The sequence below is a fragment of the Aeromonas sp. FDAARGOS 1419 genome (assembly GCF_019047045.1).
Taxonomy (GTDB): domain Bacteria; phylum Pseudomonadota; class Gammaproteobacteria; order Enterobacterales; family Aeromonadaceae; genus Aeromonas; species Aeromonas veronii.
The window spans coordinates 4,542,159-4,566,066 of record NZ_CP077209.1; the positions used below are offsets into that span (position 1 = coordinate 4,542,159).

The window sequence follows — 23,908 nt, forward strand, 5'->3', positions numbered from 1 at the left end:
TGGGGAGGAGGGGATTAATGGGGAGTGAAGGCGGCAACGCCCAGCTCGTCCGGTACGTTATCCGGGCGACGGGCCAGGATTTCGCTCGGGGCGGTGGCGATCCGCAGGTTCATCTCGCTCTCGCCGCGGATGAACTTGCCGCGCAGGGAGTTGGGACGTACCTCGGTGATCTCCACGTCGGCAAAGCCGCCGATCAGGGTGTGCTGGCCTTCGAAGTTGACCACCCGGTTGTTCTCGGTGCGGCCACACAGCTGCATCGGGTCGAGCTTGGAGGGCCCTTCTACCAGGATGCGCTGGGTGGTGCCCAGCATGGCGCGGCCAATCTGCATCGCCTGGTTGTTGATGACGTGCTGCAGGCGGGCCAGACGGGCTTTCTTCACTTCCATGTCGACATCGTCAGGCATGTCGGCGGCCGGGGTGCCCGGGCGCGGGCTGAAGATGAAGCTGAAGCTCATGTCGAAACCCACATCCTCGATCAGCTTCATGGTCGCTTCAAAGTCTTCGTCCGTTTCATTCGGGAAGCCAACGATGAAGTCGGAGCTGATGGTGATGTCGGGACGGGCGGCACGCAGGCGACGGATCTTGGATTTGTACTCCAGGATGGTGTGCGGGCGCTTCATCATGGTCAGAATACGGTCGGAGCCGCTCTGCACCGGCAGGTGCAGGAAGCTGACCACTTCCGGGGTATCTTTGTAGACTTCGATGATGTCGTCGGTGAACTCGATCGGGTGGCTGGTGGTGTAGCGAATGCGATCGATACCGTCGATAGCGGCCACCAGACGCAGCAACTCGGCGAAGGTGCAGATGCCGCCATCAAAGGTCGGACCGCGGTAGGCGTTGACATTCTGGCCGAGCAGGTTCACTTCGCGCACGCCCTGCTGGGCGAGCTGGGCGATTTCGTAGAGCACGTCGTCCAGCGGTCGGCTCACCTCTTCACCGCGGGTGTAGGGCACCACGCAGTAAGTACAGTATTTGGAGCAGCCTTCCATGATGGAGACGAACGCGGTGGCCCCTTCGGCGCGCGGTTCGGGCAGGCTGTCGAATTTTTCGATCTCGGGGAAGGCGATATCAACCTGGGCACCACGGCCCTCTTGCACTTCCTTGATCATGGCGGGCAGGCGATGCAGGGTCTGCGGGCCGAACACGATATCCACATAGGGAGCGCGCTGGCGGATGGCATCGCCCTCCTGAGAGGCAACGCAGCCACCCACGCCGATCACCAGACCGGGCTTGTTGGCCTTGAGCTTTTTCCAGCGTCCCAGCTGGTGGAACACCTTCTCCTGCGCCTTTTCGCGGATGGAGCAGGTATTGAGCAGCAAGACATCTGCCTCTTCGGGCTCTTCGGTAAGGGTGTAGCCATTACTGGCATCCAACAGGTCGGCCATTTTGGACGAGTCATACTCGTTCATCTGGCAACCCCAGGTTTTAATGTGAAGTTTCTTGCTCATTGCTTCTCTTGACTTGTTTTGAAATCGGCATGGTCAAAGGACCGCGCATTTTACTCCGCAATCTGGATACTGCCTAGCTAATATCCAGCTGGCAATGGTGCTCACCCGATACCTGTTGCCAGCAAGGTCAATAAGCTTTCTCCTTGATTTGACGCAGCAATTCCCCGTTTGTCTCACTGTTTATCAGCCGCCCTTGCGCTATCATGCAGCCATCCGGTTCACGTCCGGGCGCTGTCGCCGGACGCACCCTTTCAGGAATAAATGTATGGAACAGTGTGATATCGCCATCGTCGGCGCCGGCATGGTGGGCGCCGCCACCGCCTGTCTGCTGGCGGCTCAGGGCCTCTCGGTGCGGGTCATAGAGACCCAACTGCCGGAGCATTACGCGCCGGAGCAGCCGCTGGATCTGCGGGTCTCCGCCATCAGTCAGGCCTCGGTGGCGCTGCTGGAGCAGGCCGGTGCCTGGCACCATCTGCAGCAGATGCGGCTCTGCCCCTATCGCCGGCTGGAGACCTGGGAGCTGGACGGTTTTGCCACCCGCTTCAATGCCGCCGATCTCGGTCTGCCCCAGCTCGGCTACATCATCGAAAACCGGCTGGTGCAGCTCGCCCTGCTCAAGCGGATGGAAGATTTTCCTACCATCCAGACCCACACCCCGGCGGCGGTGACCAGCCTGCGCCAGAGTGCGGATGAAGCGGTGCTGACTCTGGATGATGGCACTGAGTTGGCGGCCCGTTGGGTGCTGGCCTGCGACGGTGCCGAATCCCACACCCGCAAGCTGGTCGGTATCGGCGTATCGCGCTTCGAGTACCGCCAGCACTGCATGCTGATCAATATCGACACCGACTTTGCGCAGGAAGATATCACCTGGCAGCAGTTCACCCCGAGCGGCCCGCGCGCCTTCCTGCCGCTGCCCGGTCAGCACGGCTCCCTGGTGTGGTATGACAGCCCGGCCCGTATCCGCGCGCTGGCGGCCATGAGCAACGAAGGGCTTGCCGCCGAAGTGCGCCGCCACTTCCCAAGCCGCCTCGGCGGATTTACCGTCACCGGCAAGGGGAGCTTCCCGCTGGTGCGCCGCCACGCCAACGACTATCACGTCGGTCGGGTGGTGCTGCTTGGCGATGCTGCCCACACCATCAACCCGCTGGCGGGGCAGGGGGTCAACCTTGGCTTCAAGGATGTGGCCTGCTGGGCTGATCTGCTGCAAGGAGCCGGCGCCGACTGGCATCAGCTGGCGTTGGCCGAGCGTTACGAGCGACGCCGTCGCCCCGACAACCTGCTGATGCAGTCGGGAATGGATCTCTTCTACGGGGTGTTCAGCAACGAGATTGGCCCCCTCAAGCTGGCCCGCAATCTGGCTCTCAATCTGGCGGACAAGGCGGGCCCGCTCAAGGAGATGGCGCTGCGCTATGCACTGGGGCTGGTTTGACAGGTAGAAACCAGGTAACACGGGCTGAATTCGCGAAGGAGCAAAGGTGATGAACAAGGCACTGCTGGTGATCGATTTTATCAACGATATTGCCCATCCCGACGGGCGCATTGCCGCCTCCGCAGCCCATGTGCTGGAGCAGGATGCCATTGCGCATGCCAATCAGGCGCTGGCCCATGCCCGCGCCCACGGCTGGCTGGTGGTGCTGATCAAGGTGGGCTTTGACGGCGGCTATCAGCTGCAGCCCAAGGGGTCTCCCATGTTTGGTCGCGCTCACCAGTTGGGGGCGCTCTCCTTGGCTGACAGCGGCACCGACTTTCATCCGGATCTGGATGTGCAGCCCGGCGATCTGGTGCTGACCAAGCCCAGAGTGAGCCCCTTCTATGGCACGGCGCTGGAGCCTGCGCTGCGGGCCAATCACATCGACCACCTCTATCTGTGCGGAGTGAGCACCAGCTGGGCCATTCAGGCGGCGGCGCGGGATGGTCACGATCGCGACTACGCCATCACCATTCTGGAGGATGCCTGCGCCGCCGCAGATGCCACTGAGCATCACACCTCGCTGCGGTTGCTGGGTCGCATCGCCGAGATCATCAAGGTGTCCCGGCTGGCTTGATCCTTAACGCAGGCTGCGCCCGATCACCGTGTTGAGATTGACTTTGCGGCCCCTTGTCGGGCCGCAGCGCTTTTGGGCAACATGATTGTCGGGCAATATAGTGCTCACATGGATAACAACAAGGATGGACAGATGCGTTATCAGGGACGGATCGCGAGCTGGAACGAGGCGCGCGGCTTTGGATTTATTACGCCGGAGCAAAATGGCGCCGAGCAGACAATCAATGGATCACGCGGTGCAGGGCTGTTTGTGCATGTTACGGCGTTGCAATCAGATGGCCGCGTGCCCGAGCCGGGGGAGCGTGTCACCTATCTGATCGGCAGTGGCCAGGATGGCAAGCCAAGGGCGTTGCAGGTCTTTTTCCCCGATCGCCCGCTCACGTTGGCGGATGCCGTGCCTTCGGCCGCATCATCAGCGGCGCCATCATTTCGGGCGGCAAGTCAGCCGCCACGACCCACCTCGACCAGAGAGAGAAGTAACCCCTATCGACGTCGCAAGAGCAGCTGGAGTGGCAAATTGATCCCTCTGCTGGTGCTCGTTGGCCTCTTTTCCATCTATTCCCGTTTCTCGGCCGAGTCGATGGCTCCATTGCCGGTCTCCTCTTTCAATCAGGAGGAGGTCAGCACGCCACAGGCAACGACCTTTATTCGCCAGTGTGATGGTCGGCAGCATTGCTCCCAGATGACCTCCTGCGAGGAGGCAACCTGGTTTTTGCAACATTGCCCGAACACCAAAATGGACGGGGAGGGCGATGGCATCCCCTGCGAAAATCAGTGGTGTGGTCATTAAATGTGATTTATCAAATACATATACTCATGATGTGCTCTTGTTATCCGGAGCAGGGAAACTGGCCTGAAACCTTGCCGGATAGTGTTCGATGGTGAAATTTGGTCTCAGTTGGCTAAGTGGGAATGGGGTGCTTTACTCTATCTGCTGACTTAATTGTTAATAGATGACGGTATGCCACTTTTGCCACAGGATGGCCACCATGGCGGATGATATACAGACACGGCAGAGTCACTTCGCCGAGCGAGCCCATCATCTGGCTGCGCTGCTGGATTCGCTGGAAGACCAGATATCGGTGATAGATCGGGATGGCGTGATCCATTACACCAATCTCGCCTGGGATCTGTTTGCCGAGCAAAACGGCATGCCCAAGGGATATAACTGGATTGGGGTCAATTACATGGGGGCTTGTGACGCTGAATCCGAGCCCTCTGGATTGGCTGCCGTGGAGGGGATCCTCCGGGTCATCCGTCATCAGCAGGATAAGTTCTATCTGGAATACCCCTGCCACAGCCCCGACACCCAGCGCTGGTTTATGATGCGAGTAGCGCCGGTACCCGGGCTTGATGCCGAGTATTTTTCCATCGCCCATATCAATATCACCGAGCGCAAGCTGCTGGAGCTGGAAGTGGAAAGCCTCTCCCTCCACGATCCTTTGACCGGACTGGCTAATCGGCGGCTGTTCAACAGTTTTTTGCATAACGAGTGGCGGCGCAGCATGCGGGAACATACCCCGCTCTCCCTCATCATGCTGGATCTGGATAACTTCAAGGCGTGCAATGACCATCTTGGTCATCAGATGGGAGATGGCTCGCTCCAGCTGGTGGGCCATCTTCTGCAATCCTTCTGCCAGCGTCCTGCGGATCTGCCCTGCCGTTTTGGTGGTGACGAATTTGCCCTGATCCTCGGCAATACCGACCAAAATACGGCCCAGCGGATTGCGGAGGAGATCCGCCAGGCCATCAACGATCTCGACATCGTGGTGGCAAATAATATTCAGCTTAGCGCCAGCATTGGTATTGCCACCTACACGGCAGAGCAACCGCTGGAGGGGGAAGGGGCGTTGCTGGCCGCGGCCGATGCGGCGCTTTATTGCGCCAAGGGGGCGGGTAAAAACCGTAGTCACTGCGCCAGTTGTTGAGCCGCATTGCCGCTTTTGTCCTGCATGCGTCCCCTTGATGGGGGCGCACTGTTTTTGGTTGGTCACGGTGTTAGCAACCAGCGAGCGTTGGTTTCAGCGCTCGGGTGTGGCCGACAGCGGCAGGGGATGGCTGGCGATCACCTGCCTGACGAAGTGATCCCGGATGGGGTCGGCAAAGTCCGGATTCCATACCATGCTGACCTCCCACTCGGAGCTGGGGCCTGAGAGGGGATAGAGGGTGACATCGGGCCCTGCGATAAAGCTGACGCTGCGTGGCAGGATGGCGTTGCCGATGCCCGCCGCGACCAGCGCCACCAGCGTCTGGATATCTTCGGCCTCCTGAACCACGCCGGTCAGCCGATTGGCGCCGAGAAAACCGGCGATCTGCTGGCTGAGCCCGGGGCAGCGGTGGCCCACCATCTGCAACAGGGGTTGACTGGTCAGTGCCTGCTGGACGTCGAATGCGGCCGGGTCTGGTTCGGTCATTCGTGTCGGCACCGCCAGCACCAGTCGGTCGATCAGCAGTCTGTGCTCCTGTAACTGCGGCACCTGAGGTCTGCGCATAAAGCCCAGCTGCAACTGGCCGGAGAGCAGCTGCTCCTGCTGGATCGCGGAGGGCATATCCTGCAGATGGACCATCACGTCCGTGACTTGCTGTTTGAAGCGGGCCACCAGCGCAGGGGCCAGTGCGAAACTCGACAGACCGAAGCCAATTTTGAGCCGACCGGCCACGCCACTCGCCACTGCCAACGCGTGACGTTCAAACTCCCTGCCGTGTTTGACCAGTGCACTCGCCTGAGTGAGCAGCTGGGCGCCGAGCGCCGTCAGCTCGGCACCATGGCGGCCCCGTTTGAACAGGGTGCAGCCCAGCGTCTGCTCCAGCCCCTGGATCTGCTTGGTGAGGGCCGGTTGGGTGATAAAGAGGCGGCTGGCCGCTTCCCGGTAGTTGGCGGTGTCGGCCAGCGTCACAAACGCCTGCAGTTGCCTCAAGTCGAATTTCATTCCAATTTGTTATCAAAGGTGGCCATTTATTGATTATAAATAATCTAATCGCCTTGTTCTAATGGCTCGGCAAGGGGGGAATCGCCCTCCTCTGAACCGGAACAAGGAGCCATATCATGTCTACCCAACGTTATCTTTTTTTGATCAAGGGCAAGCTGGTGCTGGCCCAGCCATTGGCGGCCCCGGAGACGGGGGAGCTGCTCGCCAGCCTGCTGCAACAGGGGTTTGTGGTCGGCCCCTTGCAAGTGTGGGCAGGCAGTGCCGAGCAGGCGCTGGCCTGTTATGAGCGTGCCGCCCAGCAGCAGGCCTTTGCCGATGCGCTCTCTGGCTCTCTGCCCGAGCTGGCCGGGGTGCCTGTATGAGAGTCTGTATGAGCGCTGGCATGAACACGATCACCCTGTCGGTATCCGCCCTGCTGCTCGATATGGATGGCACCCTGGTCTGCTCGACCGGCGATGTGGAGAAGGTGTGGCGGCTCTGGTGTCAGCATCATCAGCTTGCCCCAGAGCCGGTACTGGCTATGTGCCACGGTATGCGCTCACGTGAGGTGATCCGGGCGCTGGCCCCGCAACTGGATGTGGAGCGGGAAGCGGCGCGGCTCGACGAGCTGGAGATGCAGCATACCGGCGGCGACGCCATCGCAGGGGCTGGCGAGTTGCTGCGCCGCTTGCCGCCAGAGCGTTGGGCCATCGTGACTTCCGCCAGTGAGCGGGTTGCCTATCACCGCCTACGTTGTGCCGGTTTGCCGCTGCCCCACGTACAGGTGGGGGCCGAAGCTGTGATCAATGGCAAGCCCGATCCAGAGCCCTATCTGCTGGGAGCCAAACGGCTTGGTGTCTCGCCCGATTGTTGTCTGGTGTTCGAGGATGCCCCGGCCGGTATCGAGAGTGCCCTGCGTGCAGGTTGCACCGTGGTGCAGGTAGGAGGCGATGCGCCGCTCAATCCGGCGGTGGTGGGGGGGATCCGCGATTGGCGCGAGGTGAAGGTGGAGATTGGAGAGACATCCCTGCTGGTGTCGCTGCCCGCCTGAGCGGTGGATAGAGCGTATTACGATCGCAGATTGCGGTATGATCCAGCGCCATCAACACTGTATGTCGCAATAAAAACGCCCCCGAGATGCGGGGGCGTTTTGCTATCTCAACGGTTATTTGAAAACGCGGAAACGGGTAGCGTCGTCGATAAAGGTTTTGTCACCGGCCGGTTGCTTGATGCTGCCAAAGGGCATCTGGGCGCGCAGCAGCCAGCTGGCGGGCAGGTTCCACTCCTTGCGTACCGCCTCGTCGATCAGCGGGTTGTAGTGCTGCAGGGAGGCACCGACTTTCTCCTGCGCCAGCGTCGTCCAGACCGCAAACTGGGCGATGCCGGTGGCATGTTCCGACCAGATGGGGAAGTTGTCGGCATAGAGGGCGAATTTTTGCTGCAGATCCTTGATGACGTCGGTGTCTTCGAAGAACAGCACGGTACCGAAGCCTGCGCGGAAGCTGCCATCTACCTTGGCCTCACTCTGGGCGTAGGCTTCCGGCGGCACAATCTTTTTCAGCTCGGCTTTGACGATATCCCACAGCTTGTGGTGTTGGGCGCCAAACAGGATGACGGCGCGGGAGCTCTGGGAGTTGAAGGAGGAGGGGCTGTGTCTGATGGCATCCTGGATCAGGGCCGTCAGCTGCTCCGGCGTATGGGAGACCTGGTCGCCCAGGGCATAGATGGTACGACGTGCTTTGATCTGCTCGATAAACGGACTGCTCATAACATCTCCTTTGCTTGATAGTCACCGGGCGCCAGCCTTGTGGCCAGCCATCCCCTGCTGTTCAAGCTATAGACTATACCACCCGATCATCTTCCGGGCGTTTACATGTAGTGGTGACACTTTCAACTGAGGGTTAACACCCCGCACATAGGCGATCCTGCTGCTCCCCAGTGAACGGGGTTGAGGCGCGCTGAACTGTCAGCCCATCTGAGATTGCGCCACCCAACCCTGCGCAGGTGACAGGAGCTGTCCGATCGCCAGTAGTTGGGGTGGGGCTGCGACAGCCTCCCGCCCCTGCCGAGGGACACGCCATATCTGTGAAATAAAAAATTTCGTGTGGTTATTCAAGAGATTGAATTCGGGCTTGCCGGTCACGCCTATTGCCGGGTTTCAAGTGAAAATCTACTTGCCGCTAGTCACCCACTGGTTTGCTGCCTGCCGGTTTGTATAGTGCAGAGGAAATTAATCAGATTGGACAGGAGTACCCATGGAGATGAATTCGCGTGCTCTTCGCGCACTGACACTGCTGGGCGCCTTGCTGGCTGGCAGCACGACCGTGCACGCCTCCGAGACCCTCAATACCATTCTGGGTGGTGGCGCAGGCGGTGTAGCGGGCACCATGATCGGCAAGGAGCTGGGTGGCGATATCGGTGCGCTGGTGGGGGCTGCGTTGGGCGGTGCTGCCGGTGGGGCTGCGACGGCCAACAAGGGCAACAAGAATGAAGCGGCCCTTGGCGGCGCGGTGGGGGCGCTGGGTGGTGCTGCCATCGGCAAGAGTGTCGGTGGTGATACCGGCCAGCTGATCGGCGCCGGGGTCGGCGGGGCGAGCGGTTCGGCCATCGGTTCCAAGACGGGCGATGGCCACAAGAGCCAGGATCGCTATTACGATGATGACGATGATCATCACCATCACAAGCACCACAAGAAGTACAAAAAGCATAAGAAGCACAGATGGCATGACGACGATTGATGCGTGTGCAGTGAGTGCGGAAGATGCAAAACGGGGCCTTTTGGTCCCGTTTTGCATGGTGTGGTCACTCAATTTTGCGGTTACTCGCTTGTGCGGTTACACCAGCCGGTGCTGACGGCGACCGGCGGCAAAGGCGTTGATGTTGTCGATCAGCTGATCGGCGAGACGCTGCATCGACTCCTCGCTGGCCCAGGCCACATGGGGGGTCAGAATGAAGTGGGGGTATTGTAGCGCCTTCATCAAGGGATGGTCGGGAGGCGGCGGTTCGACGCTTGCCACATCGAAACCGGCGCCACCGAGGCGGCCGTTGGCCAGCGCTTGCAGCAGCGCCTCCTCATCCACCAGCCCGCCGCGGCCGACGTTGATCAGCAGGGCGCCCGGTTTCATCAGATCCAGCTCCCGCTCGCCAATGAGGTTGCGGGTGTAGGGGGTTAGCGGGCAGTGCAGGCTGATCACATCCGAACTTTGCAGCAACTCGTCGAGGGGCAAGCGATCCTCGTCGTGACTGGCGCCGACCTGGCTCTGGGCGTAACGCACTGTCATCCCCATCCCTTTGGCCCGCTCGCCAAGCGCCTGTCCCAGAGTTCCCTTACCGATGATGCCAAGCTGCTTGCCGTGCAGATCCATGATGTTGTGGTCGAAGAAGCAGAACTGGCCGCTCTGTTGCCAGCGCCCCTCCAGCAGCGACTGGCGCCAGCAGAAGAGGTTGCGCGACAGGGCCAGCATCAGCGCCATGGCGTGCTCCGGCACCGAGGGGCCCGAGTAGTTGCGGATATTGCACACCCCAACGTTGGCGGCGCGGCACGCTTCCAGATCCACGTTGTCGCTGCCGGTGGCGGCCAGGGCGATGAGTTTGAGCTCTGGCAGTTGGGCCAGTTCGGCGGCGCCGATCCGTACCTTGTTGATGATAGCGATGCTGGCATCTTTCAGCCGTTCCACCACCTGTTCCGGGGTAGTACTTGGATAGCTCTGCCAGTGGTGGGGGAAGTCGGGGTGATGCAGGGTGATGCCCGCATCCAGGGTATCGCTGTCGAGAAACACAATCTGCTGCATGGGCCTTCCTGCCATTGTTCAGGTTCGAGAGGCCATGATGCCAAAGAGGATGCAGTCAGGGCCAGCCTGCCGCTGTGTCATGGCTGGGCTTTATCCGGCAGATGTGATGTTGCGCGCGCTTTGTGGCCCGAGGTCAGAGCCAGCCCAGATGGTTGAGCCAGCCCTGAATGCGGGTGGGGGTCTCCTCCAGCTCCATCAGGGCGTAGGGGCGATAGTTGAGCTTGTTGCTGCGGCGGCTCTCGCTTTTGCGGGCCTCGGCGGCCAGCAGTGGCCAGCGACCGCCATCCTCCTGATAGAGGTCCAGGGTGGGGATGGCCGCCTGAGCCACCTGTTTGGCCAGGGTCTGGTTGCTCTGCTGGTTGGGGAAGAAGCCATCGAGCAGCACCAGGGCGTCGGGGGCTGGCAACTGTTCGCTGGCGATGAGGTTGGCAGTCCAGGCGGCGCCTGTGCCTTGCGCCAGGATCAGCTTGAAGCCCCCCTCCTGCAGCTTGGCATCGGCCAGCTTGCTGATCCGCTCGGCAAACTGTTTGCGAAATGCATCGCTGTTTTTCGCTTTTTTCTCGGCGGCTGGGTCCAGTTCGGTCTGCTGGGGGGAGGGCAGCAGCAGCAGGGTATCAAAGCCCAATCGGCCGAGGGCGCGAGTCAGTTGCCAGAGCTGGCCGCTGCGCTGCCAGTCGGGCAGTAAAATGGCGAGCCCCAGATAGTTTTCACTGTCGTGTTTGGCGAACAGCACCGTCTGCTTGTCTATCTGGGTGGCATCGGGTAGCCCTTTCCAGTCGCTCGCTTGCCAATGGTCGAGGGGCATTGGCTCGGCAACGGGGGGCGCAACCTCGCTCGCCTCTGCCCCATGGCCAGCCAGCAAGGTCAATAACAGCAGTGATAAGGATAATCTGGCCATAGTGTGCTCCCCCGGTTATCTGGGTTAGCGGCGGCGGCGGGATTTTCTGAAGGCGGGCGGTGTGATGGCAACTCGGAGGCAATAAAAAAGCGAGCCGGTGGCTCGCTTTTTTGTAATCAATTCAAAGCGGTCAATTAGTTGACGCGACGCTTGAATTCACCGGTGCGGGTATCGATTTCGATCTTGTCACCGATCTCTACGAAAGCGGCAACAGCCAGCTCGTAGGTAGTGCCTTTCAGACGGGCAGGCTTGGTCACTTTACCGGAGGTGTCGCCACGGGCAGCCGGCTCGGTGTACTCAACTTCGCGCACGATGGTGGTCGGCAGTTCTACGGAGATGGCTTTCTCGTTGTAGAAAGTCACTTCGCAGATGTCTTCCATGCCGTCTACCAGGTAGTTCAGCACGTCACCCAGGTTGTCTTTCTCTACGTCGTACTGGTTGTACTCGGTGTCCATAAAGACATACAGGGGGTCGGAGAAGTAGGAGTAGGTGCACTCTTTACGTTCCAGCTGAACAACGTCCAGCTTGTCGTCGGCCTTGAAGACGGTCTCGGTAGCGCTGCCGTTCAGCAGGCCCTTCAGCTTCATTTTGACCACGGCGGAGTTACGGCCGGATTTGTTGAATTCAGCCTTCTGAACCACCATCGGCTCGGTGCCGATCATGACTACGTTACCAGCGCGGATTTCCTGTGCGGTTTTCATGTAAAAAATTCCTGTTCGTGAAACGGACGGATAAAAACTGCCAGATTATATACGGCTTTCTAAAAATTTCACCAACCTCGTGACGAGATCCCCATCCCGGAGCAACTTCTGTGACCAGCTTCGCCCATGTTGCTGCCAAATGGCGCTATATCGGGGCCATTGGGCCCAAAGTTCGCCGCAATCTTCGCCACGGTTGAGAGCCAGATTGAAGCAGCGCAGCCATTGGCCGCACTCGGCGGGTAGATCGGATAAGTAGTGGTCAAGGAACTGCTCCAGCTTGACCAGATGGGCCTCCTCCTCCTGTTGGTAGATGTGCCAGAGGAAAGGACGAGCCGCCCACTGGGCCCGCACGAAGGAGTCCTCCCCACGCACCAGATTGAGATCGCAGCTCCAGAGTAGTCGATCGTAACCGGCCTGATCGGTCATCGGCAGCAGCTTGATGGTGAGGTTGCCCGAGTGGAGCAGATCCCCCGCTTTGGCCGCAGGGATGGCATCAGTCAGACCGGCACCGGTGAGCACATCGTTGAGAGAGCGCCCCAGCGGCAGCAGCAGGGTGATGGGCGTGGCGCTCTGGCACCAGCTCTCGACCAGACTCTTCAGCGCATCGCTCTCGTAGGTAAAGAGGCTGACCCGCAGCTCGTTCTCTTGTTTTGGCGGCAAACCGAGGCTGGCCCAGTAGGCGGTAAGTCCCGCATCATCTTGCTGCCACAGCTCCCGTTCGGTGATGAGGTCGTGCTCGCACAAAAGGCCGCCGGTTTTAGCGGTAAAGCCCGGGAAGAAGAAGTATTTATTGAGGTTCTGGTTGCCAACCCGCTGGGGCGAGGCGAGAGCGTGGCAATCCTCGACCCAGCTCTCCGCCGAGAGGTACTCCAGATTGATCCAGCATGGGGGGCTGGGTTGGCTCGCCATCAGCTCTATGAAGGGGGCGGGCAGCTCGCAGGCAAAGGCTTCGATCACCACCCTGGCCGGTGTCATGTCGCTCGGCAGGGTCTCATGCCAGTGCTGGATATAGATGCCATTGACCCACTGGCCATCCTGCGCCGGGTCGAGCTTGGGGCAGATGCGGGCAAAGCTTGTCAAATCGTCCACCCAGAGCCGCACCTGAACCTCATCGCCATGTGCCGCAATATTCCCCTCCCGCTTTAGCTGGCGGGCAAGTCGCCAGGTGACACCGATGTCGCCGAAGTTGTCGACGACGCAGCAGAAGATGTCCCAGTCAAACGGGGGCAGGGGAGTGGTCATGGCTCGTGATCCCAGATGCAAAAAAACCGGTGCGCAGGGTAGCACACCGGTTGACTGGCTTCTAACCGTCAGCGCGTGACGGCGGTCTGTGGCAGGTTACTCCTTGCCGTAGACGTTGTTCTCTTGTTCGCGTACCCGGATAAAGGTGGTGCGCTTGGTGAGTTCTTTCAGCTGGCTGGCACCGACGTAGGTACAGGTGGAGCGCACGCCGCCCAGAATGTCGCGCACGGCGTTCTCGACCGGGCCGCGGTAGGGCAGCAGCACGGTTTTACCCTCGGAGGCGCGGTATTCGGCGACGCCACCGGCGTGCTTGTCCATGGCGCTGGAGGAGCTCATGCCGTAGAACTTCATGAAGGGTTCGCCGTCTACATCGACGATCTCGCCACCGCACTCCTCGTGGGCTGCCAACATGCCGCCCAGCATGACGAAGTCAGCGCCGCCGCCGAACGCTTTGGCGACGTCGCCCGGGCAGGTGCAGCCGCCGTCACCGACGATCTGGCCGCCGAGGCCGTGGGCCGCATCGGCACACTCGATGATGGCGGAGAGCTGCGGATAACCGACACCGGTCTTGACGCGAGTGGTGCAGACGGAGCCCGGGCCGATGCCGACCTTGACGATGTCGGCGCCGGAGAGGATCAGCTCTTCGACCATCTCGCCGGTCACCACGTTGCCCGCCAGAATGACGTGGTTGGGGCAGGCTTCACGAATTTTGCGCACGAACTCGACGAAGTGTTCGGAGTAGCCGTTGGCCACATCGACACAGATGAAACGCAGCGCTTCGGACATGGCGAGGATTTGGCGGGTCTTGGCGAAATCTTCAGCCGAGGTGCCGGTGGAGACCATCACATGGCCCAGCAGCGCCGGATCGGTCTCGTTGACGAAAGCTTGCCACTGCTCAAGGCTGTAGTGCTTGTGTACCGCGGTCATCATCTCGAAACCGGCCAGCGTGCGTGCCATGGCAAAGCTGCCGACGGTATCCATGTTGGCGGCGATAACGGGTACGCCTTGCCATTGGGTCTGAGTGTGTTTGAAGGTGAACTGACGGGTCAGGCTTACTTGGGAACGGCTCTTGAGAGTAGAGCGCTTGGGGCGGAACAGGACATCCTTGAAACCGAGCTTCAAGTCTTCTTCGATACGCATTACAAATTCCTTATTGAGCCTTGTTGAAAGTCACTTTTGCAGTGGCAAATTTTCGGCAGGCGCAAAAAAACCGGTGGTTTTCAGGCCCTCCGGTTTACAACAGTGTAGGCAAAAATCCCTTCAGAACAAGACTGATAATTCGCTCATTGTTGTGGTAGCCTTTGGCGTCACAACCTGAGGTTAACCACCAGTTTCATCCAGCACCGTTCGGTGCCTTGCTCTCCTACGATATTCCCGCCCGCTTGGGCCGCCATTCGGCCACTCTTTGTCGTCTCTCTCCTGACCCGCCAGATATTATCCAAGTAGCTGAAATAAATCGGATTGACCCACAATGGGACTGTGGTAGATCTGGGCGCAGGATTGACAAGGCAGGGCAGTAAAATGGGCAAGATGATGGTGGGGATCACCCTGATGCTGGCACTGTGTGGCAGTGCGCTGGCAGAGACCCCGACCAGCTATGGCTGGATCGAGAAGGGACTTATTTTGCCCACCGGCGTGGCGGTGAAGATGAAACTCGACACCGGGGCGCTCACCTCTTCCCTCGATGCACGCTCTATCACCAGATTCAAACGGGATGGCAAGCCCTGGGTGCGCTTCATGTTGGTGGTGACCGATGCCGACAGCGGCAAACTGGTCAAGCAGCAGTTCGAACGGCGGGTCGAGCGCAGCGTGACGGTGCGTGGGGCGGGCGGCATGGAGCAGCGGCCAACGGTGACCATGTCCATCTGTCTGGGGGACAAGGTGTATGAGGAGTGGTTCACCCTGCGGGATCGCAGCAAGATGATCTATCCGGTGCTGCTGGGTCGACGTCTGCTGGCGGAGCTGGGCCCGGTGGACTCCAGTCGAACCTTTACCGTGCAGCCAGATTGTCATTGAAAGTAAAGAGCCCGCATCGCGGGCTCTTTACTTATCGCTTATCTTGCCGGCGGCAGCGGGAGCAGCACGCTCACCTCCAGCCCCCCTTTCGGCCGGTTGTGGACATCGAGGTCGGCGCCGTGCAACTGGGCGATGCGTGAGACGATGGCCATGCCGAGACCCACGCCATCCCCCTGCTGGGGATTGACCCGAAAGAAGCGTTCATACAACCGGGGCAAGGCGCTGGCGGGAATGCCGGGGCCATTGTCGCTCACATCCACCCTCACCCGATTGCCCTCTCGCTGAACCCGCACCCTGATCTCGCCCTCCGGCTGGGTGTAGCGCAGCGCATTGTCGATCAGGTTGCTAAACAGCAGTTCGAGCAGGGTGGCCTGCCCCATCACCAGCTGCGGCACTTCACACTCCAGCGACAGCTGCTGATCCTTCTTGAGCGCGATGGGGGCCAGGGTCGCCAGGGTGCCTTGCAGCAGGTGGCCCACCTCCAGCTCGGTCAATACCAGCCCCTGTTGGTTGTCGATACGAGCCTGGGTCAGCAGTTGGCGGATCAGCCGATCGCTGCGGTCGAGGGCCTGCAGCATCTTGTGCAGGGATTGCTGGCGGCTCACTTCATCTTCGGCAGCCAGGGCATTTTCACTGTGGATCCGCAGCACCGCCAGCGGGGTGCGCAGCTCGTGGGCCGCCTCGTTGGTAAACTGTTTCTCCCGCTCTATGGTCTCCGCCAGCGCCTGCATCAGCCGGTTGATCTCGTTGGTGAGGGGGGTCAGCTCCTGAGCGCTTATCTTGAGGCTGAGCGGGCTCAGGTTGGCGGGGTGACGTTCACTGATGGCCTGGGCCAGCTGACGCAGGGGGGCCAGCCCGCGGGTGATGAGCCACCAGAGCAGGGCCAGCAGGAAGGGCAGGGTGATCAGCAGCGGCAGCATGGTGAGGGTGGCCATCTTGCTGGCCAGTTCGCTGCGCTCGTCGTCCCGCTCGGCCACCACCAGCCAGGTCTGCTCCTGCTGGTTGTAGAGAGTGAAGGTGCGCCACTGGTGATTATCTTTTTCGACCGTGTCGAAGCCGATGGCCAGGGTGACCAGCGGCTGATCCGGGGCGCTGGGGGCGCGCAGCAGCAAGCCGCCCTTTTCATCGAGCAGCTGGAAGTAGAGATTGCGTTCGAACTCGTGGCCGTAGGGGGTGATCTCCCGATCCTCGCCGGTCAGGTTGAGACTGGGGTCTTTTTGCCACTCATCGGGATTTTGCGCCTCCCACTCCTGATAGACGGTGCCGTTGGCGGGCAACTGCCCCTGCTGGGCCATGTAGCGAGCAAGCAGCTGATTGGTGATGCGGGCCGACTGGGCGAGGCGGGCATCAAACAGCTCCTCCATTTCGTGGCTCGCCTCCATGTAGCCGATAAAGGCGCTGATGGTAAGACTCAGGCTCACCAGCGTCAGGATACCGGTGAGCAGAAAGCGGCGAATGGAGCGGGGACGTTTCATCGTGCGGGTGTCCGGCTTGGCTGTTCGAGCTGGGGAATGATGTAGCCGACCCCGCGAATATTGCGGATGAGGTCGCTGTAGAACTTCTTGCGCAGATGGTGGATATGCACCTCTACCGCGTTGCTCTCGGCCCCTTCATCCCAGCCGTAGAGGCTCTGTTGCAGCTGATCCTTGCTCAGCACCCGGCCGCTCTGGCTGATCAGCTCCTGCAGCAACTTGTATTCATGGGGGGTGAGTTTGACCGCTTCCCCCTGATAGGTGACCTGCTGGGATTCGGGATAGATGAGGATGTCGCCATACTCCAGTACCGCCTGAGCCTGCCCCTTGCTGCGACGAACCAGGGCGCGCAGGCGGGCGTTGAGCTCCTGCAGGGCGAAGGGCTTGACCATGTAGTCGTCGGAGCCGGCATCAAGGCCGACCACCCGATCGTCCAGCGCATCGCGGGCGGTGAGGATCAGCACCGGCAACTGGTGGCCTTCACGCCGCAACTTGCGCAGCAGGCTGAGGCCATCGATGTCGGGCAGGTTGAGATCGAGGATCAGGGCGGCGAACTCGTCGCTCTTGAGGGCTGCCAGAGCGGGCAACCCCTGTTGCAGCCAGTCCACCGTGTAGCCGCTATGGCGCAGTGCATCCTGCATACCATCCCCCAGCATCACATCATCTTCCACCAGCAGGATCCGCATTCTTTTCTCCCTGTTTGTTGGGTGTGGCGATCTGGCTCAGCGCCAGGGCGTGCCGTGGCATAAACAACCCTGCCCACCAGTATGCAAGCTGGTGGGCAGAGTTTAAATAGTTCTTTGATCCATCAGGATTTTATAGCTTGGCCAGCCGATCGCGGATCTCCATTCTGCGCCCTTCGTCGGCCACTTCGCGGCCCGGGCGAGCCGGGGCGGCCAGCGCCTTGTCGAGATAGGTTTTGGCCTCGGCCTTGCGACCCTGATCCAGCAGGAAGTCGCCATAGAAGAAGTTGGGGTCGATGCCATCCGGATTGATGGCCAGCGCCTGCTTGAGCAGCTGCTCTGCCTTTTCGTCATCGCCAAAGCCGACCGGCCAGCCGGGCACCTGATAGTAGAGGGAGCCCAGACTGGTGTAGGCAGAGCCGTCCAGCGCCTTGGGATCCTGCTTGAGCGCCAGCTCCAGCTTGGCTTTGGCCTCTTTCACCAGACCCAGTGCCCCCAGCCCCCCTTTGGCCCCCGCCCAGGTGCTCTTGACGATGGCCGACCAGATCAGCAGATCGGCGCGAAAAGGCTCCTTGGCGCTGGCCGCTTCGGCCTGGGTGCTCAGGGTTTCGAGGCAGCTCTCTTTCGCCTTGCCGCTCTGTTGATACTGGCAGACGGCCCACTGTTGCTGGATGGGGACGAGGGCATCACCCGCGGCCATGACTGAGGTGGATCCCAGCAGGATGGCGATGGCACAAGAGGTCACTGATTGACGGAAAAAGTTCATATTAATGCTCCTTCTTGGTCGGGATCGGGCGGGACAAGTCTGGTTGTGGCGCGCTGTTGGCGCCAGCATCAGCCGTCCCTGGCTGAAGATGACGGGCATAACGTTTGATGATCGGCAGCTGTCTGGCCAGCGCCTTGTCGACAATGCCGGGCAGCATGGCATTGAGCCGCACGAACAGTTTTTCCGGCCAGCCGAGCCAGCTGCGGCGGGTTTCGTTGCACAGGGCGATGACCGCCTCTTCGGCCACCTCCTGCGGGCTGTCGGTCTGGGTGCCTAGCGCTGCATTCATCTCGTAGGCAGCCTCGGAGTTGAGCTTGGTGCGGGTGGCGCGGGGGGCAAAGTGCAGCACCTTGATGCCGCTCCCCTCCAGCTCCCGTCCCAGCGCTTCGCTAAAGCCGCGCAGGGCAAATTTGCTGGCGCAGTAGACGCTGTAACCGGGGTAGCCGATGCTGCCCAGGCTCGAGCCCATGTTCATGATGATCCCCGGCTTGCGCATGGTTGGCAGCAGGGCACGGGTGAGCTGGATGGGCGCCTCGATATTGAGCAGCAGTTGGCGCTCCACCTGCTCAAAGCTCTGATCTTCCAGCCAGGCAAACTGGTTGCAGCCAGCGTTGTTGATCAGGATGTCGATCCCATGCTCCAGCGCCGGGTGTTGCAACAGCTTGGCCCGCTCCTGTGCAGAGCCGAGGTCGGCGAGCACCACCTGATGGCGCTCGGGATGAGGCAGTGACTTGCACAGCCGCTCCAGTGCCGGGCCGCGACGTCCGTGCAGCAGCAGGCGGGCCCCCTGGGCGGCCAGCTCCTGTGCCAGCTCCTCACCTATGCCACCGCTGGCGCCGGTGAGCAGCACGAGTTTCCCTTCAAGGTTCATGGTATGGATTCCCTTTTTGCTGTCTGCTGCCGACTTACGGTGTGGCGGTGAGGTTGTAGAGCATCTCGCCATAGAGGCGATAAACCACCTTGGCCCCGTGGATGATGGCGGCCTGATCCGCCGGACTCTCGACCCGATCCATCAAGGATTCAAAGAATTTGAGGTGCTCCTGATCCAGGGCGCCGTGGGAGCTCAGGTAACTCATCGCCTGGGGTGGCAGGCCGAGGCCCTTTTTCAGCTGGTCGGCGACGGTGAGGGCGATGGCGACGCTGGTGCCTTCCAGTACCTGCACCATGCCGAAGAAGCCCATGGGGTTGCCGCGCTGGATCTGGTCGTAGAGGAAGGCGACCATCAGCTCGATGGGCAGCCCGGGCTGGCCGTGGCGCACCGCCTCGGCATCACCGCCACAGGCGCGGATATCGTTGAGGATCCACTCCTGATGGCCATACTCCTCGTCGATGTACTCGGCAATGGCGCCACGCACCCACTCGTACTCCTGACCCAGCTTGCCGCCGGTTGCCATCAGCAGCGGAACTGTGTGGCGCACGTGGTAGTAAGCCTGTGCCAGAAAGGCGAGATAGGTGTCACGGCTGATATCGCCACGGCGACAGGCTTCGATAATGGGGGCGTTGAACAGATGCTCACGCTCCTGGGCAGTGGCTTGTTGCAGAGTCTGATAGAAGCTCATGACGATTCTCCTGTAAGGCATTGGCTGATTTGCCGGGAAAAGTGTTGGTAAATCTCGTTGCGACGGGGGCGCCCGTTGGCGGTCAGCAGGCCGGGATGTTGATCCAGTGCCACCGGCAACCAGTGGTGCAGCCGGGCATAATCGGGCAGCCGCTGGTTCAGACCTGCGATCTGGCGTGGCAGATCCGCCTCTTTCCCCGGCAGGGGCTGGATCAGCGCCACGTTGGCAGGCTGACCATCGCCAAACACCACGATGCGGGCGATGGCGGGGCAGAGCTGGGCCTCGGCTTCCACCCACTCTGGCGAGAAGTTGCGGCCAAAGGCGGTGATCTGGACATTCTTCTTGCGCCCGGTGATATGGAGGTAGCCCTCATCATCGAGATGACCCAGATCGCCGGTGGCGATCTGTTCGGGAGTTAGTTCGTTGCTGCCGAGATAGCCCAGCATGGCACTGCCGCTCACCATAATTTCGCCGTCGCTGGCGATGGTGACCTGACAGTGGGGCAGGGGGCGGCCGACGCTGCCGAGCTTGTCAGCATCCGGGCTGTTGAGCGCCACCACGGAGCCACACTCCGAGAGGCCATAACCTTCATATACCGGCAGTCCGAGCTGGCGGGCATGTTTGATCAGGTCGGGGGCCACCTTGCCGCCACCGACGGCAATAAAGCGCAGGCTCTTGAGCTGCTGGGCCAGCGTCGGGGTGCTGGTGCAGAGCGCCAGCAGCAGGCGCAGCAGTTCGGGCACCAGCACCAGACTGTGGGTCGACCAGCGTAGCAGCGCCTCCCCCAGCATGGCTGGATTGAGCGAACTGGAGCCGGTGAAGCCGAGCTCACCGAGGGACGGAATGCGGCTGCAGGCGCCGGTCAGCAGCGGCACATAAAGGCCGGTGATGTTTTCAAGCAGGGTCGCCAGCGGCAGCAGGGTCAGGTGTTTTTCCACCTTGGCTGACGCGACTCGCTCGGCCAGCGCATGGCTCACCGCCATCATCTGGGTCAGTGACAGGCAGACTCCCTTGGGCTGGCCCGTGGTGCCGGAGGTGTAGGTGATCTTGGCGGTGCCCTTGGGCAGCGCCGGTCGATTGGCCGGGGTATGGCGCCAGAGCGGCAGCTCGCCGGTGATCAGCGAGAGCGGCTCGGCGGCATGCCACCCCTGATGATATGGGCCCACCAGCGCATCGGCACCGCTGCTCTCCAGCAACCAGGCCTGCTGGGCCTGACTGAAGAAGTGGGGCACCGGAATGACCACGATACCGGCGCGGGTGCAGGCGAGATCCAGCAGCGCCCAGGGCAGGCCGTTGTCCAGTTGCAGAGCCAGACGATTGATGTCGAGCTGTTGCAGCTGGCTTGTAAGACGCTGGATCTGTTGCCACAGGGTCTGGTAATCGAGACGCTGCAGGCTGCTCAGCAGCGCAGGGGATTGCGGAGCCTCGTGGGCATGTTTGGCGATGGCGTCGAACAGGCTCATTGGGCGCACCTTTTTTGATGGGTCTGGTTATCACTGCTCTCACCGGCATCGTCAAACAGGGTTGGCATGGGGGCCAGCAGATTGAGCAGCAGGCTGCGCTGGGCCAGCACCTCGCGCCCCTGATTGATGTCACCCACCATCACCTTGGGTTGGCAGCGGTAGTACTCACCCCAGGCATCGGCGTCGGCTCCCACCTGATGGGCCTGTGCAGGGGCCAGCTCCACCGGGTTGAGTTGCAGGCGGGCAAAGCTGTTGCGCAGCTTGGCAGTGCCGGTAAAGACCACGTAGTCGAGGGCGTTTTCACACAGCAGACGACACAGGGCCGCGAACATCAGGCGGGCATTGCCCGGTTCGCTGCAGGCCAGATTGCCCACTTCGATAATGCGGTTGCGTGCCGGATAGACCCCGAGGCGGGTGTTGATGGCGGCCTCGATGGGTTGCTCCAGATACTGTTCCAGATAGAGAGGCCCCTCACTGGTATGATTGAGACCACAGGCACCGACCAGCGTCCCGTCCGCCCGATAGAGCCCCAGCAGACAGGGGAGAAAATGGGGGATGCGGGCGTTGAACTCGAGGGTGTAGGCGGCCTGGATATAGGTTTGCAGCGCCATGACCTGCTGCGGGGACTTGGCTAGCAGCAATCGGTAGGGGGCCTGGATCTCGATGGTCATGGGTGACTCCTTCTCTTGCGATGGTTTGAGAGTAAAAGGGCAAACTTAAGAAACCCTTAAGGAGCAAAAAAAGTTGTCAGCGAGGCTGCGGGCAGGCAATCTGCGCCGCTGTTATCCAACAGGAAGCCCCCAAGAGGAACCGTCATGTCATCCACCGTCAGCTGCCCCCTGTGTGCCAGTCATCGCAGTTATCCCCTGCCGGTGGCTGGCAAGCGCTATCATCGCTGCCTCGCGTGCGAGCTGGTCTGGCTGGATGAGGCGGATCATCTGGATGAGGCGGCGGAGAAGGCGGTCTATGACGGTCACGACAATCGGGTGGATGATCCCCGTTATCGCACTTTTTTGATGCGGGCCTTTGGCGAGGTGCTGGCGCGGGTACCGCTACCTGCCAGTGGTCTCGATTTTGGCTGTGGCCCGGGGCCGGCACTGGTGGCGATGGGGCGCGAGGCGGGTTACCAGATGGCGGGATATGACAAGTTCTATGCCGACTTTCCCGAGTTGCTGACGCGTCAGTATGACTTCATCACCAGTACCGAGGTGATAGAACATATCGCCGAGCCGCGCACGGTGCTGGCGCAGTTGTGGGATTGCCTCAAGCCCGGTGGCCTGCTGGTGTTGCAGACCCAGCGGGTGCTCGGTGACGAGCGGTTTAAAAACTGGCGCTATCGCCACGACCCGACCCACATCGTCTTCTTTGCCGAGGCATCGTTTCAGGTGTTGGCCGCCAGCTGGCAGGCCGAACTCAGCTTCCCCCACGCCGATGTGGCGGTATTGCAGAAAGGCACGCCCTGAGGCGTGCCTTCGTCTGTTACTCGTCGGGTTCGCCCGGCGCTACTCCTTGTAGCCCTTGTCCTGCCACTGGTAGTACATCAGGGCAGATTTTACGCCAATTGACTTGAACGGCTCTGGCGGCAGCCACATCGGCAGACTCTGCTCGGCATGGTTGAACCAGGGGTGCTCCTTGCCCTGATAGAGGCTGGCCACGATGTCGCCAAACAGGAAGGAGAGATTGATGCCGTGGCCGTTGTAGCCGAGGGCGTAGTAGATGTTCTTGTGAGCCCCCATCACCCCCACCGCTTCAGTGCTGTCGCCTGTCATGCCGAGCACCCCGTCCCACACCTGTTCAAATTTGATCCCCTTGAGGGCCGGATAGAGGGTCACCAGCTCGGTCATCATCATCTCGCTGACCCGATTGAGATCGCCCTTGTAGTTGAGGCCGTCGTTGAAGACGTACTCGGCATTGCCGCCACCGATGACGATGCGGTTATCCGGGGTCAATACCAGATGGAACAGGATGTTGCGGGTGTCGTAGTAGGGCACCCGGCTCTGCCACTGGATGGCGTTAAGCTGATCCCGTGTGAGCGGCTCGGTGACGGCGCTCTGGGCGTGTACCGGAAAGACCCGCCCGCTGAAGTAGCCAAGTTTTGAGGTATAGCCGTTGGTCGCCAGCACTATGCTGTCGGCGGTCACCTTGTACTTGTGGGCCACATTGAGCTCGATCTGCTTGCCCTCCTTGATCCCCTGCACCGGGCTCTGCTCGTAGATGGTGACGCCTGCCTGCTCCACCGCCTTGCGCAGGGCATTGACCAGTTTCATGGCGTGTACTTGGCCGCCATTGGGGTCGTAGACCGCCCCCACGTAGCGATCGGTGCCGAGCTTCTCTTCGGTGGTATCGGCGTTCCAGTACTGGAGCGGGATGCCGAGGCGATTGGCGGTTTTCACATAGTCGCGGTACTCGGCGATATCCTCCTCATCGAGGATCGCCTCCACATAGCCATCGAGCTTGAGGTCGGCCTCGACGCCGGTTGAGGCGACCAGCGCCTGCAGCTTGCGCATGCTGGCGACGGTGAGATCGTAGTGGCGCTTGCTCGCCTCCCCCCCCTCGTAGAGATCCATCACCTCGGAGCCCGGCAACACCATGCCGCCGTTGCGGCCCGAGGCGCCGCTGCCCACCTGCTTGGCTTCGAAGATGGCGATCTTGAGCGACGGGTTGGCCTTGGCCAGATGCCAGGCGCTGGAGAGTCCGCTGTAGCCGCCGCCTATGATGGCGATATCCACCTTCATGTCTTGTGCCAGCGGGGCGCTCTCCTCTGCCGGTTTCTCCTTGAACCAGTAGCTGGTGTTGGGCTCAAAGTCGCTCATCTTGGGGCCGCAGGCGGCGAGGAAGAAACAGCTGATGCACATGGTCAACGCTCGTTGGCAAAGGGTGGTCGGATTCATCTTCTACTCCGGTTACAGATACAAA

General features: G+C 60.9%; 25 protein-coding genes. 9 read left to right on the forward strand and 16 right to left on the reverse strand.

Annotated elements, in window-relative coordinates:
- Window positions 1-14 precede the first annotated feature (14 nt).
- Window positions 15-1,448, reverse strand: coding sequence for a tRNA (N6-isopentenyl adenosine(37)-C2)-methylthiotransferase MiaB (gene miaB / locus I6L49_RS20750; protein WP_005335132.1), 1,434 nt, complete (start codon window positions 1,446-1,448; stop codon window positions 15-17).
- A 265-nt stretch (window positions 1,449-1,713) separates the two neighbouring features.
- Here miaB and I6L49_RS20755 point away from each other — a divergent pair, with 265 nt between their 5' ends.
- The 4 genes from I6L49_RS20755 (at window position 1,714) to I6L49_RS20770 (ending at window position 5,420) form a co-directional block, all read left to right on the forward strand.
- Window positions 1,714-2,877: an FAD-dependent oxidoreductase gene (locus I6L49_RS20755; protein WP_216950284.1), complete on the forward strand. Its 1,164-nt coding sequence runs from the start codon at window positions 1,714-1,716 to the stop codon at window positions 2,875-2,877.
- Between the two features lie 49 nt (window positions 2,878-2,926).
- The gene (locus I6L49_RS20760; protein ID WP_216950285.1) at window positions 2,927-3,493 is read left to right on the forward strand and encodes a cysteine hydrolase family protein; all 567 of its coding nucleotides are present in this window, start codon (window positions 2,927-2,929) and stop codon (window positions 3,491-3,493) included.
- Window positions 3,494-3,625: 132 nt separating this feature from the next.
- Window positions 3,626-4,282 (forward strand): excalibur calcium-binding domain-containing protein, encoded by a 657-nt coding sequence (locus I6L49_RS20765; protein ID WP_151286117.1) that lies wholly within the window; start codon window positions 3,626-3,628, stop codon window positions 4,280-4,282.
- A gap of 199 nt (window positions 4,283-4,481) precedes the next feature.
- Window positions 4,482-5,420, forward strand: coding sequence for a sensor domain-containing diguanylate cyclase (locus I6L49_RS20770; RefSeq protein ID WP_216950286.1), 939 nt, complete (start codon window positions 4,482-4,484; stop codon window positions 5,418-5,420).
- A gap of 93 nt (window positions 5,421-5,513) precedes the next feature.
- On the opposite strand, the gene I6L49_RS20775 is transcribed toward I6L49_RS20770, so the two are convergent.
- Window positions 5,514-6,422: a LysR family transcriptional regulator gene (locus tag I6L49_RS20775; RefSeq protein ID WP_216950287.1), complete on the reverse strand. Its 909-nt coding sequence runs from the start codon at window positions 6,420-6,422 to the stop codon at window positions 5,514-5,516.
- A 116-nt stretch (window positions 6,423-6,538) separates the two neighbouring features.
- Between I6L49_RS20775 and I6L49_RS20780 the strand changes: the two genes are divergently transcribed.
- Both I6L49_RS20780 and I6L49_RS20785 read left to right on the forward strand, forming a co-directional pair.
- Window positions 6,539-6,784 carry a hypothetical protein gene (locus I6L49_RS20780; RefSeq protein ID WP_139463531.1) on the forward strand — a complete coding sequence of 82 codons (246 nt, stop codon included), beginning with the start codon at window positions 6,539-6,541 and terminating at the stop codon, window positions 6,782-6,784.
- A gap of 20 nt (window positions 6,785-6,804) precedes the next feature.
- Window positions 6,805-7,452, forward strand: coding sequence for an HAD-IA family hydrolase (locus I6L49_RS20785; RefSeq protein ID WP_216950288.1), 648 nt, complete (start codon window positions 6,805-6,807; stop codon window positions 7,450-7,452).
- Between the two features lie 114 nt (window positions 7,453-7,566).
- On the opposite strand, the gene I6L49_RS20790 is transcribed toward I6L49_RS20785, so the two are convergent.
- Window positions 7,567-8,169: a nitroreductase family protein gene (locus I6L49_RS20790; RefSeq protein ID WP_005348028.1), complete on the reverse strand. Its 603-nt coding sequence runs from the start codon at window positions 8,167-8,169 to the stop codon at window positions 7,567-7,569.
- Between the two features lie 487 nt (window positions 8,170-8,656).
- Between I6L49_RS20790 and I6L49_RS20795 the strand changes: the two genes are divergently transcribed.
- Window positions 8,657-9,139, forward strand: coding sequence for a glycine zipper domain-containing protein (locus I6L49_RS20795; RefSeq protein WP_216950289.1), 483 nt, complete (start codon window positions 8,657-8,659; stop codon window positions 9,137-9,139).
- A 96-nt stretch (window positions 9,140-9,235) separates the two neighbouring features.
- Here the strand turns inward: I6L49_RS20795 and I6L49_RS20800 are convergent, their stop codons facing one another.
- The 5 genes from I6L49_RS20800 to I6L49_RS20820 all read right to left on the reverse strand — a co-directional run bounded on the left by I6L49_RS20800 (window position 9,236) and on the right by I6L49_RS20820 (window position 14,173).
- Entirely contained in the window at window positions 9,236-10,192 is a 957-nt protein-coding gene (locus I6L49_RS20800; protein WP_005362328.1) for a D-2-hydroxyacid dehydrogenase, read from the reverse strand.
- A 133-nt stretch (window positions 10,193-10,325) separates the two neighbouring features.
- Entirely contained in the window at window positions 10,326-11,090 is a 765-nt protein-coding gene (locus tag I6L49_RS20805; protein ID WP_005354060.1) for a DUF3530 family protein, read from the reverse strand.
- 134 nt (window positions 11,091-11,224) lie between these two features.
- Window positions 11,225-11,791, reverse strand: coding sequence for an elongation factor P (gene efp / locus I6L49_RS20810; RefSeq protein WP_005362323.1), 567 nt, complete (start codon window positions 11,789-11,791; stop codon window positions 11,225-11,227).
- 45 nt (window positions 11,792-11,836) lie between these two features.
- Entirely contained in the window at window positions 11,837-13,033 is a 1,197-nt protein-coding gene (gene earP, locus I6L49_RS20815) for an elongation factor P maturation arginine rhamnosyltransferase EarP (RefSeq protein WP_216950290.1), read from the reverse strand.
- Window positions 13,034-13,129: 96 nt separating this feature from the next.
- Window positions 13,130-14,173 carry a GMP reductase gene (locus tag I6L49_RS20820; RefSeq protein ID WP_005348017.1) on the reverse strand — a complete coding sequence of 348 codons (1,044 nt, stop codon included), beginning with the start codon at window positions 14,171-14,173 and terminating at the stop codon, window positions 13,130-13,132.
- A gap of 381 nt (window positions 14,174-14,554) precedes the next feature.
- Here I6L49_RS20820 and I6L49_RS20825 point away from each other — a divergent pair, with 381 nt between their 5' ends.
- On the forward strand, window positions 14,555-15,049 hold the full coding sequence (locus I6L49_RS20825) for a RimK/LysX family protein (protein ID WP_081990717.1): 495 nt from the start codon (window positions 14,555-14,557) through the stop codon (window positions 15,047-15,049).
- A gap of 38 nt (window positions 15,050-15,087) precedes the next feature.
- On the opposite strand, the gene I6L49_RS20830 is transcribed toward I6L49_RS20825, so the two are convergent.
- The 7 genes from I6L49_RS20830 to I6L49_RS20860 form a co-directional block, all read right to left on the reverse strand.
- On the reverse strand, window positions 15,088-16,524 hold the full coding sequence (locus tag I6L49_RS20830) for an ATP-binding protein (RefSeq protein WP_216950291.1): 1,437 nt from the start codon (window positions 16,522-16,524) through the stop codon (window positions 15,088-15,090).
- A complete protein-coding gene (locus I6L49_RS20835; protein WP_005335091.1) occupies window positions 16,521-17,207 on the reverse strand; it encodes a response regulator in 687 nt (228 codons plus the stop codon). Before I6L49_RS20835 ends, I6L49_RS20830 begins: the two co-directional genes overlap by 4 nt.
- Window positions 17,208-17,337: 130 nt before the next feature.
- Window positions 17,338-17,970 (reverse strand): tetratricopeptide repeat protein, encoded by a 633-nt coding sequence (locus I6L49_RS20840; RefSeq protein ID WP_216950292.1) that lies wholly within the window; start codon window positions 17,968-17,970, stop codon window positions 17,338-17,340.
- A 1-nt stretch (window position 17,971) separates the two neighbouring features.
- The gene (locus I6L49_RS20845; RefSeq protein WP_216950293.1) at window positions 17,972-18,841 is read right to left on the reverse strand and encodes an SDR family oxidoreductase; all 870 of its coding nucleotides are present in this window, start codon (window positions 18,839-18,841) and stop codon (window positions 17,972-17,974) included.
- A 34-nt stretch (window positions 18,842-18,875) separates the two neighbouring features.
- Entirely contained in the window at window positions 18,876-19,529 is a 654-nt protein-coding gene (locus I6L49_RS20850) for a TenA family transcriptional regulator (protein ID WP_100645292.1), read from the reverse strand.
- Window positions 19,526-20,992 carry an AMP-dependent synthetase/ligase gene (locus tag I6L49_RS20855; protein WP_150389508.1) on the reverse strand — a complete coding sequence of 489 codons (1,467 nt, stop codon included), beginning with the start codon at window positions 20,990-20,992 and terminating at the stop codon, window positions 19,526-19,528. Before I6L49_RS20855 ends, I6L49_RS20850 begins: the two co-directional genes overlap by 4 nt.
- Window positions 20,989-21,663 (reverse strand): thermostable hemolysin, encoded by a 675-nt coding sequence (locus I6L49_RS20860; protein WP_216950294.1) that lies wholly within the window; start codon window positions 21,661-21,663, stop codon window positions 20,989-20,991. Before I6L49_RS20860 ends, I6L49_RS20855 begins: the two co-directional genes overlap by 4 nt.
- A 144-nt stretch (window positions 21,664-21,807) precedes the next feature.
- Between I6L49_RS20860 and I6L49_RS20865 the strand changes: the two genes are divergently transcribed.
- A complete protein-coding gene (locus tag I6L49_RS20865) occupies window positions 21,808-22,455 on the forward strand; it encodes a class I SAM-dependent methyltransferase (RefSeq protein WP_150389506.1) in 648 nt (215 codons plus the stop codon).
- A gap of 39 nt (window positions 22,456-22,494) precedes the next feature.
- Here the strand turns inward: I6L49_RS20865 and I6L49_RS20870 are convergent, their stop codons facing one another.
- Entirely contained in the window at window positions 22,495-23,883 is a 1,389-nt protein-coding gene (locus I6L49_RS20870) for an FAD-binding oxidoreductase (protein WP_216950295.1), read from the reverse strand.
- Window positions 23,884-23,908 lie beyond the last annotated feature (25 nt).